The organism is Flavobacterium sp. GCM10022190 (assembly GCF_042656445.1).
Classification (GTDB): Bacteria; Bacteroidota; Bacteroidia; order Flavobacteriales; family Flavobacteriaceae; genus Flavobacterium; species Flavobacterium nitratireducens.
Window position 1 is genome coordinate 1469873 of the sequence record NZ_JBHSOQ010000001.1, and the last position, 16822, is coordinate 1486694.

Sequence of the window (16822 nt, forward strand, 5' to 3'; positions counted from 1 at the left end):
TATGAAAAATAAAATAATTCTTTTTTTATTGTTGTCCACATGTTGTTTTGCCCAAAAAACAACAGTTTATTGCATTGGGGATTCGACGATGGCTAATAAATCAAATCCAACAGAAAATCCAGAACACGGTTGGGCTCAGGTTTTACAACAATTTTTTGATGATAAGATTGTAGTGGATAACCGAGCGATGAATGGTCGTAGCACACGTAGTTTTATTAATGAAAAGCGCTGGGATTCGATTTTGAAAACCTTAAAAAAGGGAGATTATGTTTTTATCCAATTTGGGCATAATGACCAGAAAGAAAATAAACCAAGTGTATATACCAATCCTAGAACGGCTTATCGACAAAATTTAATTCGATTTGTACTAGAAACTAGAGCTAAAGGGGCAACTCCTGTATTGTTTTCATCAATTGTTAGACGAAATTTTAATGCCGAAGGTACTTTGGTTGATACTCACGGACTTTATCCTATGGAAACACGATTAGTAGCTGCTGATTATCAAGTGCCTTTTATTGATTTACAATATTTAACAGAGTTGTTAGAAGAATCGTATGGTGTAGAAGGGTCTAAAAAATTACACTTGCATTTTGCTGCGGGGGAAAGTTCTTTTTATAAAACGGAAAAGCATGATGATACACATTTGTCTTTGCTTGGTGCTACAGAAATTGCCAAACTGGCTGTGGCAGAGTTGAAAAAAACCAATTTAAATTTGAAAAAACACATTAAATAAATATATGAAAAGCAATTCTTTTTATTTCATTCTTTTGTTGTGCTGCAATGTTTTATGCTCGCAATCTAAAATTCTAGATAGAAAAGTTGAAATGGAAAAAATTGTCAGTCGTATTCAGTTGCCTGTTATTCCAAATTACAAGGTAAGTGTTACACAATTTGGAGCCAAAGGAGATTCGGTTACCAATTGTAAGCAGGCTTTTGATATGGCAATGAAATCCTGTTCTAAAAAGAATGGAGGTACTATTGTGGTTCCTAAAGGAGTTTATACCATTAATGGGCCTATCCATTTTGTGAGTAATGTGAATTTGCATTTGGAAGCAGGATCTAAAATCCGTTTTGGTTCTAATCCAAAAGATTATCCTTTGGTTTTAACCAGTTGGGAAGGAACAATGTTATATAATTATAGCCCGTTAATTTATGCGAATAATGTTGAAAATGTGTCAATAACCGGAAGTGGTACTATCGATGGTGAAGCTAAAAACACTTGGATTAAATGGAAGCCACTCGAAGAAAAAGATAAAATGTTGAGTAGAGAAATGAATCATAAAAATGTTTCTTTAAAAGAAAGAGTTTTTGGTGAAGGACACTATTTAAGACCGCAATTGATTCAGTTTTTAAATTCGAAAAATATTTTAATTGAAGGGGTGACTATTGAGGATTCGCCTTTTTGGTGTATTCATTTATTGAAATCGAAAAACATTACGCTTAGAGGACTAAAATACAATGCTCAAAACAATAATAACGACGGGATCGATCCAGAATACTCTAGTAATATTCTAATTGAAAATGTAAAGTTTAATAATGCAGATGATAATGTGGCTATAAAAGCGGGTCGTGATGATGAAGGTCGTGCAAATTCAAATACACCTTCAGAGAATATTGTAATTAGAAACTGCGAATTCAAAGGATTACATGCGGTAGTTATTGGTAGTGAAATGTCGGCTGGTGTTCGTAATGTGTATGTGGATAATTGCAAGGCTTGGGGCTATTTGAAAAGAGGAATTTATGTGAAAACCAATTCGGATAGAGGTGGTTATGTGAAGGATTTGTACTTCTCTAATATTACTTTAGGTCAGGTAGAAGATTGTATTTACATGACCGCAAATTATCATGGCGAAGGTAGCGGATTGTTTCCTTCTAAAATTTCAGATATTTCCATATCCAATTTAAGTTGCGAAAGCGCCTCTAACGCAGGGATTGTTATTGAAGGTTTTCCTGAAAAGAAAGTCGAAAATATTGATTTAGACAGAATCACAATCAAATCAGCTAAAAACGGTATGACATTGACGAATACTCAAAATATTAGTGTAAATGAAATAGTGATAGGTGATAAAATAGGTGTCCCTAGTTCAGTAAAATAATGAGATTTTGTCTGTTTATTTTTTTAGCAAAATGAAAAGTATTGTTATCAGCGTACTACTTTTTTCAAATTCTCTTAAAAAGGCATAAGCTCTTTTCATTTGTGTTTTTACAGTATTAATTGAGATATTGTACATTTCTGCAATTTCTGCATAGCTGTGTCCTTCAACAACATGAGAAACAAAGATTTCTCTTCTGGCCTGGGGTATTTTGTCTACTAGGGTTTGAATTTTAGATTTTTTATTTTCTTCCACTTTTTCAAAAACTTGTTCTTCTTCTTTAGGAAGTTCCATTTTCTTAGTGTCTAAGCTAATTGTTTTGTTTTTTTCTAAATATTGAAGGCTTAGATTTTTGACAGCTCGTGTCGCATAAGCTTTAAATGAAAAGCTAAAGTTTACGGCTTCTTCTTTTTCCCATAGGTATATAAAAAAATCCTGAGCGATATCTTTTGCTACATCTTTATCCTTAGTTATGTTAAAAGAAACTAAAGATAAATAAACAAAATGCTCTTTATACAAATTTTCAAATGTTTCTAGGTCTTTATGAGATGACATTTGTAAATGGTTTTTTTATTGATTGTAATGGATTACATTGTCCAAAAGTAAAATAAAAAGTTTGTTTTTTTTTGGTATATGTAAAAATAGGTAAAAAAAATTAAGAATACTGTCACCCTAAAAAGTTTTTTTGATAACAAATATTTAACAACAGCAATGTTTGATTAGAAAACTAGATAAGCTTGATAGAAACATTATTTAGTAGTATAAAATACAACTGTTTTTAAAAAAAAGAAGGACCAATAATAAACCAATAACTAACTAAAAAGACGATAAAGTATGAGAAGAAGTATTGTTTGAAAAGATGGATATAAAAAAATCGGAAAATCGTACCAGTTTTCCCGATTTAGTATCGTCTTTTAATTGACGTATCGAATTAAATCATTTAAAAAACATAAAATATTAGAAAACAAATTCAATAGCAAAGGAGCTTTTTTTATGCTGCTTTTAAGCTGAATTTATTGTTCAAATAGCATTGTTTTTTATTTAAAAAGAATTAAAAAATAGTATTAATTTAATGTATATTTTATGAACAAAAAAATACTCCTATTGTTTGTTTTTTTTGTCTTTTGTTCCTCTCTGAGCTATGGACAAATGACAGCTACTACTACCTACGATTTTAGAGATGGTGCTATAATCACAGCTGGAAAAAGCACTGATAATGTAGTAACATTGTCTGGAACTTATAGTTTGCACGGAGCAACCTATGGTCTTAATATGAAAGCTGGAGGGCAAATTGATATTGTGGTAGCGGGAAGTTGTACGATTAAATTTTTAGGTTCAGCATATTCATCACTTCAAATGAATGGAGTTGCTGATACTACCGGAGATTTAGGAACAATACCAACTAAAGTGACTGCTGATAGAGTAGATACTTTTCAATTTGTCTACAAAGGAGGAGCTACGACACTGCATTTTAAACTCCTAACACCAGGTTCTGATTTGTATTTACCAAGTTTGCAAGTGATTCCTACTGCAACTAAATATGATTTTAGAGATGGAGCAATCATTAGTGCAGGAAAAAGTACAGATGATGTCGTTTCGTTATCGGGTACTTATGGACTGCATGGGGCAACTTATGGACTGAATATGAAAGTAGGAGGAGTGATTAATGTGGTAGTTGGAGGTAGTTGTACAGTTCGTTTTTTAGGTTCGGCTTATTCTTCTTTACAAATGCAGGGGACTGCAACAACTACTGCTGATTTAGGACTAAAATCTACAAAGGTAACAACGGATCGTGTGGATACTTTTGAATTTGCTTATATAGGAGGTCCAAAAACATTGCGCTTTGAATTAGTTGCCCCAGGCTCTGATTTGTATTTGCCTATTATGGAAATCATTCCTAATGATGCTTATGTTCCAAAAATCGATGTTTGGGATTTTGGTGCGCAACAATTGGACGCGGCTTTATATAATAATAAATTAGATGTTGCAGCAATTAATGCTTGGTATCCAAGTTCGTATGTAGTTGGTTCTGCAAGTACTAGTAATGTAATGCCAGCTTCATTCTCAGCTGGTGATTTAGGATGGGTAGGAGGTACTAATGACCGATTAAGAACGAGTAACACTGCCTTAACTAGATATGATAGTAATGTTGGTTCAGGGGCTTCCGTTGGTTATACGGGAAGAATTTATGTAAACGGTTCTGCTCAGTCAGGTCGCTATTTGAGTTTTAATCTTCAGGAAGATGATGAGTTGACAGTTGTTGCTAATACAGATGCAGCAGGGAAGTTGAATTTCGTATATCTCTCGGATGCCGCTGTGCAATCTGATTTAGTAAATACCTCTACTACAACAACTGAATATAAATTTGTTGCTAAAAAGGCTGGACTTTACAAGATTTATGATCAAATAAATAAACCTAGTTATTATAGAGTTTATAGAAAACCAGCGACTTATGTGGCAGTATCAGGTTTAGTAGATTTAACCAACGCTTCTGATATTCCATCCGGATATACCATTGATTTTACGAACGAAGCAGGGAAAAAAAGAAGCTTCTCAGTTTCTGGAGGTAAATATACTGCGATTTTACCTGCTGGCTATACTTATACACTTAGTGTAGGAAATGCTAATGGTTATTTGATAACTAACGGAGATACATTTGCAGTTACCAAGGATACAAAAAAGTATGATATAGTTATTGCTAAAGTAACACTTTACACAGTAACAGGAAATGTGACAGGTTTAGGAACGGATATTAATAATCTTACTTTGAAATATACTTCTGATCCTGCTTTAAATAAAAGTTATGTTCCAATTCCAGTGGTTAATAAAAGTACAGCGCAGTACACGGTAAAACTGGAAGAAGGAGTAAAATATACCATTTCAGGTGTAGGTGTAAATGAATATGAAATTTTAGCTAATACGATTACTGCTACTGCAAATGCTACAGCTGATGTTGCTTTTACATTGAAACCTAAATATGGCGTAACTATTACAGCTCCTACTCTGGATGCAACACAATTATCAAAATTAGGAGTTAAATTTACTAATATTAATGAGTCGGGTATAAACTATACGTTTACTGATATTTCAACTATTAACCTGCGTAACGGAACTTATTCTATAAGCGCAATTGGTCTTGATGATTATCCTGTAGAATTAGCATTGACTTCTAATTTAGTAATTGCTAATGCGGCTGTTACTAAAGAACTTTCTTTTAAAAAGGTATCTGAATGGTCTTTTGATGATAAAGTAATTCCAAATGGGACAAGCAGTTATAAAGGAATGTTTTTTACAGGTGCTGTGGCAAATGAAATTGCCAAAGGTCACCTAAATGCTGCTGCAGGATCTACTATAAAAATACCTGTATCACCTAATCAAAAAGTGACTGTTACTTATTATTATGCAGCTAATTTTGCAATTGAAGGAGGAACTCCAGTTGTTACTAACAGCGGTAGTACAGGGCTTTTAGAGAAAGTGGATTATGTGTATACTGGAACAACCGCAGGTTTTGTTACTATAAATGTAAATGCAACAACCTATTTTACAGACATTACTGTGGATAATATTGTTTCTTATGCACCGGTAATTACTGTGGGTACTGATAAGGATTACCAAACTATAAATGCCGCTTTGAAAGCTATTTCAAGAATGGTGCGTACTTCAGATCAAAGAGTTACAGTAGTAATCGATCCGGGTAATTATGAAGAAATGATTGTAGTAAGTAGTCCAAATGTGACTTTTAAAAATGCATCTTCATTACCTAGTATCGCACTTAAAAACAAAGGAGTTGATATTGATGCCAATGCTGTTCGAATCACATCTTATTATGGATATGGATATAGTTATTATAGTCAAGGAAATGATACTAAATGGAATGCAGATATTTTGGCAGTAAATAAAGCAAACAATAGTTATACTTTTGAAAATGTGAGTGGTACTACGAATGGTTCTTATTGGAATGCTACTGCTGTAATCGCAGCTAATGGTTTTGAGGCCGAGAATATCATTTTCGAAAATTCATTTAATCAATACATTTCTAAAAAAGAATCTCAAGATAAAGTGGTGATGTGGGCGGTAGGAAATAAAGGTTTGCGTCCTACTGATTATGGAAATACTGCTGTTCAAAATAGAAGTTTCGTAGAAAGAGCTGCTGCAATTGCAATTCCTAACGGAGTGGATAAAACCATTCTTAAAAATTGTAGAATTGTAGGGCGTCAAGATTCTTTTTATGGAGGTGTAGGCTCAAGAGTGGTCATTTACAAAGGAGCAGTAATGGGGGCGGTAGATTATATTTTTGGAGGTATGATTGCTACTTTTTATAAAACTGACTTTGTGATGAATGTAAGTGATGTGGCGGGTGATGCTTCTTATTTAACAGCGCCTCAACAAAGTAGTGGTCGTGGTTATTTATTGTACGAGTGTAGGGTTACTTCGGCTGAGCCAGGTGTTGAAACGGCTTCGGTTTATAGAGCTAAACCAGGATATTTTGGAAGGCCATGGGCGGCAAATACAAGTGAAGTAGTAGTTTACAAGGCTAAAATAGAAACTTCTAATTATCCAGGTTCAGAAGGTTTGTCGTTAATTACGCCAGAGGGTTGGAGTAATTCATTAAGTGGAACATCAAACCATTTGTATGAATTTGGAACAATTGAAGATTCGGGAGTAAATAATTCAGGGAATCGTGTGAGTTGGTCTAAGGTGATTTCGACCCCTGTTCTAGCAGATGGTTCAGAAATTAAACCATTTACTTTTACAAAAGGAAACGATAATTGGGATCCTATTCCTATTTTGGAAACCGTAACAACTTTGCCAAAAGATAATTTTTCAGTAAAAGTAAGTAGTGCTACTTGTAATGGATTGCAAAATGGTGCTATAACCGTGGCTTCTAAAGAGCAATCATTGACGTATACTGTAACTATTAATTCCGCTAATGTTTCATTAAGTCCTACAAACGGCTATACTAAAACAATTGAAAATTTAGCAGCTGGAGTGTATACAGTATGTTTTTCTACACCAAGTATACCAGGATATTCACAATGTTTTGAAGTTAAAATTGAAGAACCAGAGAAAATTGTAATTAATTCATTTGTGTCTAAAAATTCAAATACTATTCGATTGGCTTTAAAAGGAGCAAGTGAATATAAAGTATCTGTTAATGGAATTGATGAAATAGTAACAGCTTCAGAATACAGTGCTAAGTTGCAATCAGGTTTGAATACCATTAGTGTTAGTACTGATTTAGAGTGTCAAGGTGTTTACAATGAAACCGTTTTTGTATCTGAGGGAATTCAGTATTTTCCAAATCCTACATCGGGAACTGTTCAGGTGTATTTAGGGGGTAATGACAATGAAGTTCAGTACAAAGTATTTGATATAGCGGGAAATAAATTGGCCGAGTCTACTCAAACAGTTGCTTCTAATCGAAATATTGTAATTGAACTATCTTCTTATTTGGACGGTGTTTATATGGTACAATTAGAGGGGAAAACTATTAGTAAAACTTTTAAAATTGTAAAGAAATGAGAAATACAGTAATATATTTTGTGCTTTCATTAATAATTCTAAACACAGCTTGCAGTAAGGATGATAATGAAGCCGCTGTTCCTGTTATTGGAGAGCTTTCATTAGCAAGTCCTTTGGATGCCTCAACCTGTGAGGGAATTTCGACTTCGAGTACTAAATGTGAAGTTGTTTTGAGTTGGGAGCCAATATCAGATAACGAAACTTATGTGTTATCAATAACTAATTTGCTTACAAACAAGGTTGTTTTGATTCAGAATGGAATTGAGTCTACTTCCTATAAAGTGGTATTGGACAAAAAAGTACCTTTTTCTTGGACTGTGTCTTCTAGAGATAAAGTGACAAAGGAAATTACAAATAAGAGTTCACTTTGGAAGTTTTATGCCTCAGCAGGAGAAAGTGTTTCAAATTTTGCTCCCTTTCCAGCCGATTTAATTACTCCCATTCAAGATAAAATTGTTACTCCTGTTGATGGTAAAATTACCTTAAAATGGGCTGGTTCAGATGCTGAAGGTAATAATTTAAAATATACAGTGTACATCGATAAAGTGGATGGTAAGCAAACACCTATGACAGAATTAACGAATATCACTGCAACTCAATCGAGTGTTGCCGTAAGTAGTGGAACCTATTATTGGAGAGTAAAATCAACCGATAGTAATAGTAGTTCTTTTTCTCAAATAGTAAGTTTTAGAGTTAATTAATAGGTAGTAAGTAGTGTTTTTAAATTGGAGAAGTCTGAATTTTATTCAGGCTTCTTTTTTATTTACAGTTTCCTTCTAAATAATTAAAAATGAAATAATAAGCTTTGTTTTTTTTGATATATCAAAAAAAGATGAAAAAAAACGATAAAGTTGTCACCCTAAACCCCTTTTTTTATAACATAAGTTTAACATACAAAATACGATATGAAATCAAATTCTGAATTAGTTGATATTCTAAAAGAAGTGGTAAGCAATGGTAGTGTTGATACTTCTCGACTAAAACTCTTGTCGCCCGAAGAACAAGAATTAATTAAAGAGCTAGAAGAGAATCATTTGCTAGATGAGGCTTTATTGTTTGTTGAGTCAATAGATGAAGAGCAAGATTGGCAAGATTTTAAAAATAGAATTAGTCAAAAGAAAAAAACACCAGTAATCCATTGGAGAACTGTTTTTCAATATGCTGCAATTTTCATTGCGCTATTGGGTATTGTTTATGTTTTTCAATACAAATCGGTTAACAAATCTTCCATTGTAATTCCAGAGGATGCGATACAATTAGTTCTAGAAAATGGCGATATCGAGGTTTTAAACCCTGATGGAAAAAAACAAATAATAAAAAAAGAGGGCGGAGTAATTGTTTCTCAAAATGAAAACCAAATCAGTTACAAGTCAAATAAAGAGATTACGGAGTTGGTTTATAATGAAATCAAAATTCCTTATGGAAAAACCTTTACCGTAACCTTGTCTGATGGAACTAAGGTGAGTATGAATGCCGGTTCTTCTTTAAAATATCCGGTTCAATTTATTAAGGGGCACAACAGAGAAGTTGTGCTAGATGGTGAAGCTTTTTTTGATGTTACTAAAGACAAAGCTCATCCATTCATTGTTAAAACAAGAGGAGTTGATGTACGTGTTTTAGGAACAAAATTCAATGTGAATTCCTATAAAGAAGATTTGGACATAAATACCGTATTAATTGAAGGCGCTGTAAGTTTATCAGATGCGTCTAATCCAAGCCAAAAAGCACTTTTGGAACCCGGTCAAAAAGGAACATGGAATAATGCGAAAAAAGAAATTGCTGTTGAAACAGTGGATACTAGAATTTATACTGAATGGATGACTGGCGAATTGGTTTTTAGAAAAACGACATTCAAAGATTTAATCATAAAATTAGAACGTTCCTATAATGTTTCAATTGTAAACCATAAAAAAGAACTTTTAGACAAAAGGTTTAATGGAAGTTTTAATAAGAATGTAGAAAATATTGAAGATGTTCTTACTGCATTAAGTAAAATCCAAAATTTCAGTTATAAAAAAGAAGGAAAACAAATAAACCTATATTAAACTATTTACTAACTACTAAAATAAGCCAATATATGAGGTGAGTGTGTAATTTTTTTAAGGGATAAATGCATAAAAAAAAATCGGAAAATAGTACCAGTATTTCCCGATTTAGTAATGTGTTTTAAACGACGTATCGAATTAATCATTTAAAATCCAACCAAAAGTATGAAAAAAATATTTAACGGGAGATGGCTCTATCCGTACTTACCTAAAATTAGCCTAAAAATGAAACTAACTACACTTTTACTAATACTGTCTTTGGTTAAAATTCAAGCTAGCAGTTATTCTCAAAACACTAAGCTATCTTTAAAATTAAAGGAAGTAACTATTGAGCAGGTTTTTAATAAAATCGAGTCAGTATCTGAATACCGATTTCTTTTTGAAAGCAATCAAATTGATTTGGATAGAAAGGTAAGTTTAAATGTGGATAAACAAAAAATTGATAATGTTTTAAACCTATTATTCAAAGGGACTCCAACGGTTTATTACATCAATGATCGCCAAATTATATTGAAAAATGAAAAGGAAATCGTAAACCAAGGTGTCGTTTTAGATTCAAAAAAAACAATACAGCAAGGAATTCTTGTCAATGGGGTTGTTAAGGATGCTCTTGGAATGCCTATTCCGGGTGTAAATGTCATTGAAAAAGGAACAAAAAACGGAATTCAAACCGATTTAGACGGTAAGTTTTCAATAAAAGTAAATAGTACTTCTAGCGAGTTAGTCTTTTCATTTATTGGGTATGAAACTACCACTAAAGTTGTGGGGCAGAATAAAACGATGACTATTATTTTAAAAGACGAAAGTGCCACTTTAAATGAAATTGTAGTTATTGGTTATGGTAGTGCAAAAAAAGGAGATTTAACAGGTTCCGTTGCTGCTGTTTCGGGTGAAGATTTGAAAAAAACCAACATGAATAATGTTGCTGAAAGTTTAACAGGACGTATAGCAGGGGTACAGGTTACTTCAGCCGAAGGTTCGCCAGATGCAGATATCAAAATTAGAGTGAGAGGTGGTGGTTCTTTAACTCAGGATGCGTCACCACTAGTTATTGTGGATGGTTTTCCTATTGCAAGTTTAAATGATATTGCTCCATCGGATATTGAAACAATAACGGTTTTAAAAGATGCTTCATCTACGGCTATTTACGGTTCAAGAGGAGCTAATGGTGTTATTCTTGTTACGACTAAAAAAGGGAAGGATGGTAAAATCTCGGTTTCCTTTAATACATTTTATGGGCTAAAGAAAATTGCGAACACTATCGATGTGTTAAATCCAGAAGAATATGTGAGATTACAATACGAATATGTAAATCGTTTTGATACAGATGATAGTTCCTTTCAACAATATTTAGGACAATGGTCTGATCGTGATCTTTATTCAGGGATGAAAGGAAATAATTGGCAAAAGCAGCTGTATGGTAGAGTTGGTGAAACCAGAAATCGTGATTTAGGAATTCGTGGCGGAACCGATAAAATGAATTTCAATTTCAATTATGCTAATATTGATGAAACAACAATTATGCTTGGTTCAAAGTATAGAAGAAATAATTTATCTCTTGCACTTAAAAGCAAAGCTTCGGATAAAATTGATTTGTCATTTACCATGCGTTATTCGGACACTAAAATTAATGGAGGAGGTACTAATGAACAAAATGCAAAATCCGTATCTGCTGATGCTCGTTTGAGAAATAGTGTGGCTTTTTCACCTATCCCAATCCCAGGTGTAACAGATCAAAATATAGACGATACTAATGGAGACTTTTTAGTACATCCTTTTACAGCATTAGCAGATAATGACCGACTTCAAAACAGAAAAAACTTTAATGTACTAGGAGGTATTTCTTATGAGATTTTACCAGGACTTAAATTAGGTTCAGATTTAGGATTGGATAATTATAATTATCAAGATTATCGCTTTTATGGAAGTTCTACTTTTTATGTAAAAAATCAAGTGGCTGCAGAAAATCAAAATAAACCAGCTTTAACGATTTCTGATAGAAAGAATGTCACTTTCCGAATTGCAAATACAGCCAATTATGATTTTAAAAAGAAATTAGGAGACGATCATAGTTTGAAATTATTGTTAGGTCAAGAATTAATCAAAACGAATAGTACGGAATTAGCTAGTGAAATTGATGGTTTTCCAGTTTTCTTTAACTTTGAAAATGCTAAAAATCTTTCTTCTCAAGGAGTAGCATTATTTACAGAAACTAACTATGCTCCAGAGGATAAGTTGTTGTCTTATTTTGGACGTTTAACCTACGATTATAAAAACCGTTATTTACTTACGGCTACTTACCGCGCCGATGGTTCTAGTAAATTTTTAGGAAATAACCGTTGGGGGTATTTCCCATCGGCAGCTGTTGCTTGGAAGCTTTCTGAAGAAGATTTTTTAAAGGATGTTTCTTGGTTAAAATTGCTTAAAATAAGATTTAGTTATGGTCAGGCAGGTAATAATAATATTCCTGTGGGGCAAACTTCATTACTGTTCAATTCGAATACTACGACTTGGATTAATAATGTGTCTAATTTTTGGTCAGCTTCAAAAGTGATGCCTAATCCAGACTTAAAATGGGAAACTACAATTACCAATAATATAGGATTAGATTATGATTTATTCAATGGAAAATTAACGGGTTCTGTTGAGGTTTATAAAAATAAAACGAAAGACTTATTGATTAATTTTCCTGTTTCTGGAACGGGTTATGATACCCAATATAGAAATATGGGTGAAACTCAAAATACAGGAATCGAAGCGAGTTTAAATATTACAGCGATCAATAAACCAAATTATGGTTTGAGCTTTTCACTCAATTTTGGTATGAATAAAAACCGAATCAATTCTTTGGGGATTATGAATGATTTTGGTATAGCAACCAATTGGGCTTCTACCGCTATTGGGAATGATTTTGTTGTAAGAGCAGGGCAACCTATGGGGTTAATGTATGGTTATAAAAGTGATGGACGTTATGAAGTGACTGATTTTGATTATAACGGTACCACATATACTTTAAGATCAGATGTCCCAAGTAATTCCGAAATTGTAGGTACTGTTGCACCGGGTGTTATGAAATTGAAAGACATTAATGGTGATGGTAAAGTGGATGCTAATGATCAAACGGTAATTGGGAATGCTAATCCAAAACATACTGGAGGTTTTGTGATTAATGCTAACGCTTATGGTTTTGATTTATCTGCTGCTTTTAATTATAGTTTTGGAAACGATATCTACAATGCCAATAAAATTGAATACAGTACTTTGTTTGATACTGCTTCACAGCAATATAGAAATTTGAGCACAATAATGGCTTCTTCTAATAGATGGACGAATATTAATGCAGAGGGCAATATAGTAACTGATCCTACAGAATTAACAGCGCTTAATGCTAATTCAAGTTTATGGTCTCCATTTATGACTCGATATGTGTTTAGTGATTGGGCAGTTGAGGATGGTTCTTTCTTACGTTTGAACACCCTGTCATTGGGGTATACAATTCCAGCCGATGCTTTATCTAAATATAAAATTTCAAAGTTAAGATTTTATGTTACTGCCAATAATGTTTTTGTGATTACAAAATATTCAGGCTTAGATCCAGAGGTTTCTACTATTAGAAGAACACCACTTACTCCGGGTGTAGATTTTTCTCCATTTCCAAGAAGCAGACAAGTTTCTTTTGGTTTGAATCTTAATTTTTAATTGCTAAAAAAATGAAAAAAGTATTTATATATATATCAATTATTACAATTGGATTGTTAACTTCTTGCAATTCAGATGAGTTTTTGGATGCTCCAGCAAAGTCTACTTTAGATGAATCAGTAATATTTTCAAATGCAGGTTTGGCAGAAGGAGCTGTCAATGGAATTAAAGTTCCGTTTGGTGAAACCAATTCTTATCGTGGTCGTTTTTTACCATGGTATGGATTGAATACCGATGTAGAATGGTATAACACCTCTCAAACAGCAAGTGCTAATACCGAATTATGCAATTATACAACCTCTGCTACCAATACAAATATGAATACAGCCAATAATGCATGGGCAATGATGTATTCAGGAATTGAAAGAGCAAATATTTGTATAAAAGGTTTACGAACTTATGGAAATCCGCAGCCAGGAACTGACTTGGGATATCTTTTAGGAGAATCTTTGACGCTTAGAGCTATTTATTATGCTGATTTGTTGAGAGCTTGGGGAGATATTCCAGAACGATTTGAACCTATTACCACCCAAACATTGTATTTGCCAAGAACAAATCGTGATGTTATTTACAAACAAATTATAGCTGATTTAGGTGAGGCGGCCGAATTGGTGCCTTGGCCAAATGGAAGTACTAAAACTCAAAGTGTAGAACGTATCAATAAGGCATTTGTTAAGGGGTTAAGAGCCCGTTTAGCAATGGCAGCAAGTGGTTTTCAGCAATATCCTGATGGGGTTAGAAGAAGTACTGATCCGGATTTATCAGTCGATAAAATGTATCGATTGGCATTAGAAGAATGTAGAAGTATTATTAATAGTGGTACAGCTCGTTTAGAGACTTCTTTTGAGAGTTTATGGAAAAAATACAATCAAGAAGATTTAACTGCTGGAGGAGAATCATTATGGCAAATTCCTTTTGCAGAGGGAAGAGGGCGTATGTTATATACTTTTGCTGTTCGTCATACATCGATAGATCAGTTTCAAAAAAGTGGAACAAACAGAGGAGGTACTTGTGGTCCATTGCCTTTTGTTTTTTATGATTACAATAAGGCAGATACTCGTAGAGATGTGACTTGTGTTCCTTATAAATTTGGTACAGCGGTAAACGGAATAGCAAAACAGGAATTGAATGACTTAGATACTTGGTATTTTGGAAAATACCGTTTCGAGTGGATGTCTCGAATGGTTACTTCTGCCAATGATGATGGGGTTAACAAGTTGTATATGCGTTATGCCGAAGTACTTTTGATAGCCGCCGAAGCTGCTAATGAATTAGAAGGACCTACAGCTGCAGCACCATACTTAAAAGAAATAAGAAGAAGAGCGTTTCCATCGGCTTCTCAAGCGACTATGGTCGATGCATATGTTAATGCCTTAACATCAAAACAAGCCATGTTTAATGCTATTGTTGAGGAACATAAATTTGAGTTTACGGGTGAGATGGAACGCAAACAGTCTTTAATTCGTTGGAATTTACTAAAAGCAAAATTAGACGAAGCAAAAGTTAAAATGACGAATCTTCAGGCTCGTACGGGTGAATATACAGATGTTCCAGCAACTTTATATTACAAAACGGCTACAGATAATGTATCACTTGTTGTTTATGGACTAAATCGTGGTGAGACATCGAATCCAGGTTCTGAATATTCCTCTAAAACTTGGGTGAAACTGGACGCTATCAAAGTGAATACACTTTATGATGCGACTGTAAATCCAGATCAACATCAGTTTTGGCCTATCTGGCAAGTCTTTATTGACGCAAGTAATGGGCAATTGTCTAATTAATTAGGGATACTAAAAAAATAAATTAAAAAGTTATTTCAGTACTTATTACAAATTCAGTTGTCAATTGGGTTACAATACGTTTTGAGATACATAAAAGATAAAATTATGAAAGCAAAATTTATAATTAAAACATTTTTAGTTTCCCTCTTAATGGTAGGGACACTATTGAGCTGTACAGGTTATAATGAAGATATTATTAATGAACTAGAAGTTGATAGGGCATTCGCTCCAGTTCAATTGACAGCCACTGTTAGAACACAAACTACTGTAGAATTGAATTGGACAGCTCGTGAGAATGTAGACCATTATGTTGTTGAGTTTAGTGCAGATGATCCTAATTTTACAACTATTGCTAAAACGTTGACAGTTGAAGCGTCGGAATTGCCTATTAAAGTGCAAATGGAAGGAGAAACCCTTTATTCTATTCGAGTGAAAGCAATTGTTAATGGAATTGCTGAATCGAATTGGACTACAGTTACGGCTAAAACTCTTTCTGAGCAAATTTTCTCTAACATTATTAATGGAGATATTTTATCTTATGAGGCAACGCTTCGTTGGCCGGCTGGTAGCAATGTAACACAAATTAAATTGATGCCAGGTAATATTACGCATGTAATAACTGCTCAGGAAAAAGCAAATGGAGTTGCTAAAATTACGGGTTTATCAGCAGAAACAGCGTATACAGCTACTTTATACAACGGGACCAAAGTTAGAGGGACCAAAACATTTACAACGGGTGTTGATTTGACGAATGCAATTATTGTAAAACCTACCGATAATTTAATTCAAAAAATTACGGACGCTCCTTCAGGTGCCTTACTTGTTTTAGAGCCAGGAGATTATACGGCACAAACAGGAACAATTACCTTAGCTAAGTCAATTAAAATTCAAGGTTTAAAAAGTTATGATAAACCACTCTTAAAACTTAATTTCCTTTTAGTTGCTGGTAGTGCCAATGTATCATTGATTGATTTGGATTTATCTGGTGGTGGAACAATGACTGATCTTCTTCGTATTAATGAAGCTTCAAATAATTATGGTGCAATAGGGTATCGTGGATGTACGATTCATGATTTCACACGTTCTTTGGTTGCTGCTAATATTGCTGCGAAAATCACCTCTTTTACAATTGAAAATTCGGTTGTTAAAAACGTTAATACTGCTGCTGGTGGTGATTTTATCGATTTCCGTTTAAGTTATATTGCAGACATAATGATTAAGAACAATACTTTTGTGAATTGTTCTTCTGATAGAGATTTTGTTAGGGTAGATGCGACGACTAACTTTACCGGAAATACAAATGTTACTTTAGATTCTAATACATTGTATAAAACAAGTAATAGTTCTACAACTACTTTTAGACGTATTTTTTATGTTCGTTTTGCAACACATACATTAGTTTCAAAAAATAATATTTTTGATAGTACCAATGCTTTGTATGCAAACCAAAGTACCACTAATAATCCAACATTTACTAATAATAATTATACGAATGCGACTAATTTAACTGCAGTTGCAGTCGCACCTATTCGCTATGATGCTTCAGGAACTTCATTGGATCCCGGATTTGCTAGTGCTGCTACAGATGATTTTACAATTGCTAATCAAACTTTAAAAGATAGAAAGGTGGGAGATCCACGTTGGATTAAAAATTAGAAATTACCAATTGGTCAAGGAC

9 protein-coding genes are annotated in these 16822 nt (G+C 33.6%); 8 read left to right on the forward strand and 1 reads right to left on the reverse strand.

What is annotated here, in order from left to right:
- The first annotated feature begins 1 nt into the window (after position 1).
- Positions 2-733 (forward strand): rhamnogalacturonan acetylesterase, encoded by a 732-nt coding sequence (locus ACFPTQ_RS06045; protein ID WP_379775132.1) that lies wholly within the window; start codon positions 2-4, stop codon positions 731-733.
- Between the two features lie 91 nt (positions 734-824).
- Positions 825-2096 (forward strand): glycoside hydrolase family 28 protein, encoded by a 1272-nt coding sequence (locus ACFPTQ_RS06050; RefSeq protein ID WP_379775134.1) that lies wholly within the window; start codon positions 825-827, stop codon positions 2094-2096.
- A gap of 15 nt (positions 2097-2111) precedes the next feature.
- Here the strand turns inward: ACFPTQ_RS06050 and ACFPTQ_RS06055 are convergent, their stop codons facing one another.
- Complete coding sequence (locus ACFPTQ_RS06055; protein WP_379775137.1) at positions 2112-2648, reverse strand: RNA polymerase sigma factor; 537 nt, start codon at positions 2646-2648, stop codon at positions 2112-2114.
- Positions 2649-3176: 528 nt separating this feature from the next.
- Between ACFPTQ_RS06055 and ACFPTQ_RS06060 the strand changes: the two genes are divergently transcribed.
- The 6 genes from ACFPTQ_RS06060 (at position 3177) to ACFPTQ_RS06085 (ending at position 16800) form a co-directional block, all read left to right on the forward strand.
- Positions 3177-7616: a pectinesterase family protein gene (locus ACFPTQ_RS06060; protein ID WP_379775140.1), complete on the forward strand. Its 4440-nt coding sequence runs from the start codon at positions 3177-3179 to the stop codon at positions 7614-7616.
- On the forward strand, positions 7613-8317 hold the full coding sequence (locus ACFPTQ_RS06065) for a hypothetical protein (protein WP_379775143.1): 705 nt from the start codon (positions 7613-7615) through the stop codon (positions 8315-8317). Before ACFPTQ_RS06060 ends, ACFPTQ_RS06065 begins: the two co-directional genes overlap by 4 nt.
- A 204-nt stretch (positions 8318-8521) precedes the next feature.
- Complete coding sequence (locus ACFPTQ_RS06070; protein ID WP_379775145.1) at positions 8522-9661, forward strand: FecR family protein; 1140 nt, start codon at positions 8522-8524, stop codon at positions 9659-9661.
- A 165-nt stretch (positions 9662-9826) separates the two neighbouring features.
- Positions 9827-13360 (forward strand): TonB-dependent receptor, encoded by a 3534-nt coding sequence (locus ACFPTQ_RS06075; RefSeq protein ID WP_379775148.1) that lies wholly within the window; start codon positions 9827-9829, stop codon positions 13358-13360.
- A gap of 11 nt (positions 13361-13371) precedes the next feature.
- Entirely contained in the window at positions 13372-15144 is a 1773-nt protein-coding gene (locus tag ACFPTQ_RS06080) for a RagB/SusD family nutrient uptake outer membrane protein (protein WP_379775151.1), read from the forward strand.
- 105 nt (positions 15145-15249) lie between these two features.
- The gene (locus ACFPTQ_RS06085; RefSeq protein ID WP_379775154.1) at positions 15250-16800 is read left to right on the forward strand and encodes a DUF5123 domain-containing protein; all 1551 of its coding nucleotides are present in this window, start codon (positions 15250-15252) and stop codon (positions 16798-16800) included.
- Positions 16801-16822: the final 22 nt, after the last annotated feature.

What these genes read in the sequence shown, in the direction of transcription:
- ACFPTQ_RS06085 (WP_379775154.1), top strand. Translation starts at nt 15,250, where the DNA reads ATGAAAGCAAAATTTATAATTAAAACATTTTTAGTTTCCCTCTTAATG.
- ACFPTQ_RS06055 (WP_379775137.1), bottom strand. Translation starts at nt 2,648, where the DNA reads ATGTCATCTCATAAAGACCTAGAAACATTTGAAAATTTGTATAAAGAG.
- ACFPTQ_RS06070 (WP_379775145.1), top strand. Translation starts at nt 8,522, where the DNA reads ATGAAATCAAATTCTGAATTAGTTGATATTCTAAAAGAAGTGGTAAGC.
- ACFPTQ_RS06080 (WP_379775151.1), top strand. Translation starts at nt 13,372, where the DNA reads ATGAAAAAAGTATTTATATATATATCAATTATTACAATTGGATTGTTA.
- ACFPTQ_RS06050 (WP_379775134.1), top strand. Translation starts at nt 825, where the DNA reads ATGGAAAAAATTGTCAGTCGTATTCAGTTGCCTGTTATTCCAAATTAC.
- ACFPTQ_RS06075 (WP_379775148.1), top strand. Translation starts at nt 9,827, where the DNA reads ATGAAAAAAATATTTAACGGGAGATGGCTCTATCCGTACTTACCTAAA.
- ACFPTQ_RS06060 (WP_379775140.1), top strand. Translation starts at nt 3,177, where the DNA reads ATGAACAAAAAAATACTCCTATTGTTTGTTTTTTTTGTCTTTTGTTCC.
- ACFPTQ_RS06045 (WP_379775132.1), top strand. Translation starts at nt 2, where the DNA reads ATGAAAAATAAAATAATTCTTTTTTTATTGTTGTCCACATGTTGTTTT.
- ACFPTQ_RS06065 (WP_379775143.1), top strand. Translation starts at nt 7,613, where the DNA reads ATGAGAAATACAGTAATATATTTTGTGCTTTCATTAATAATTCTAAAC.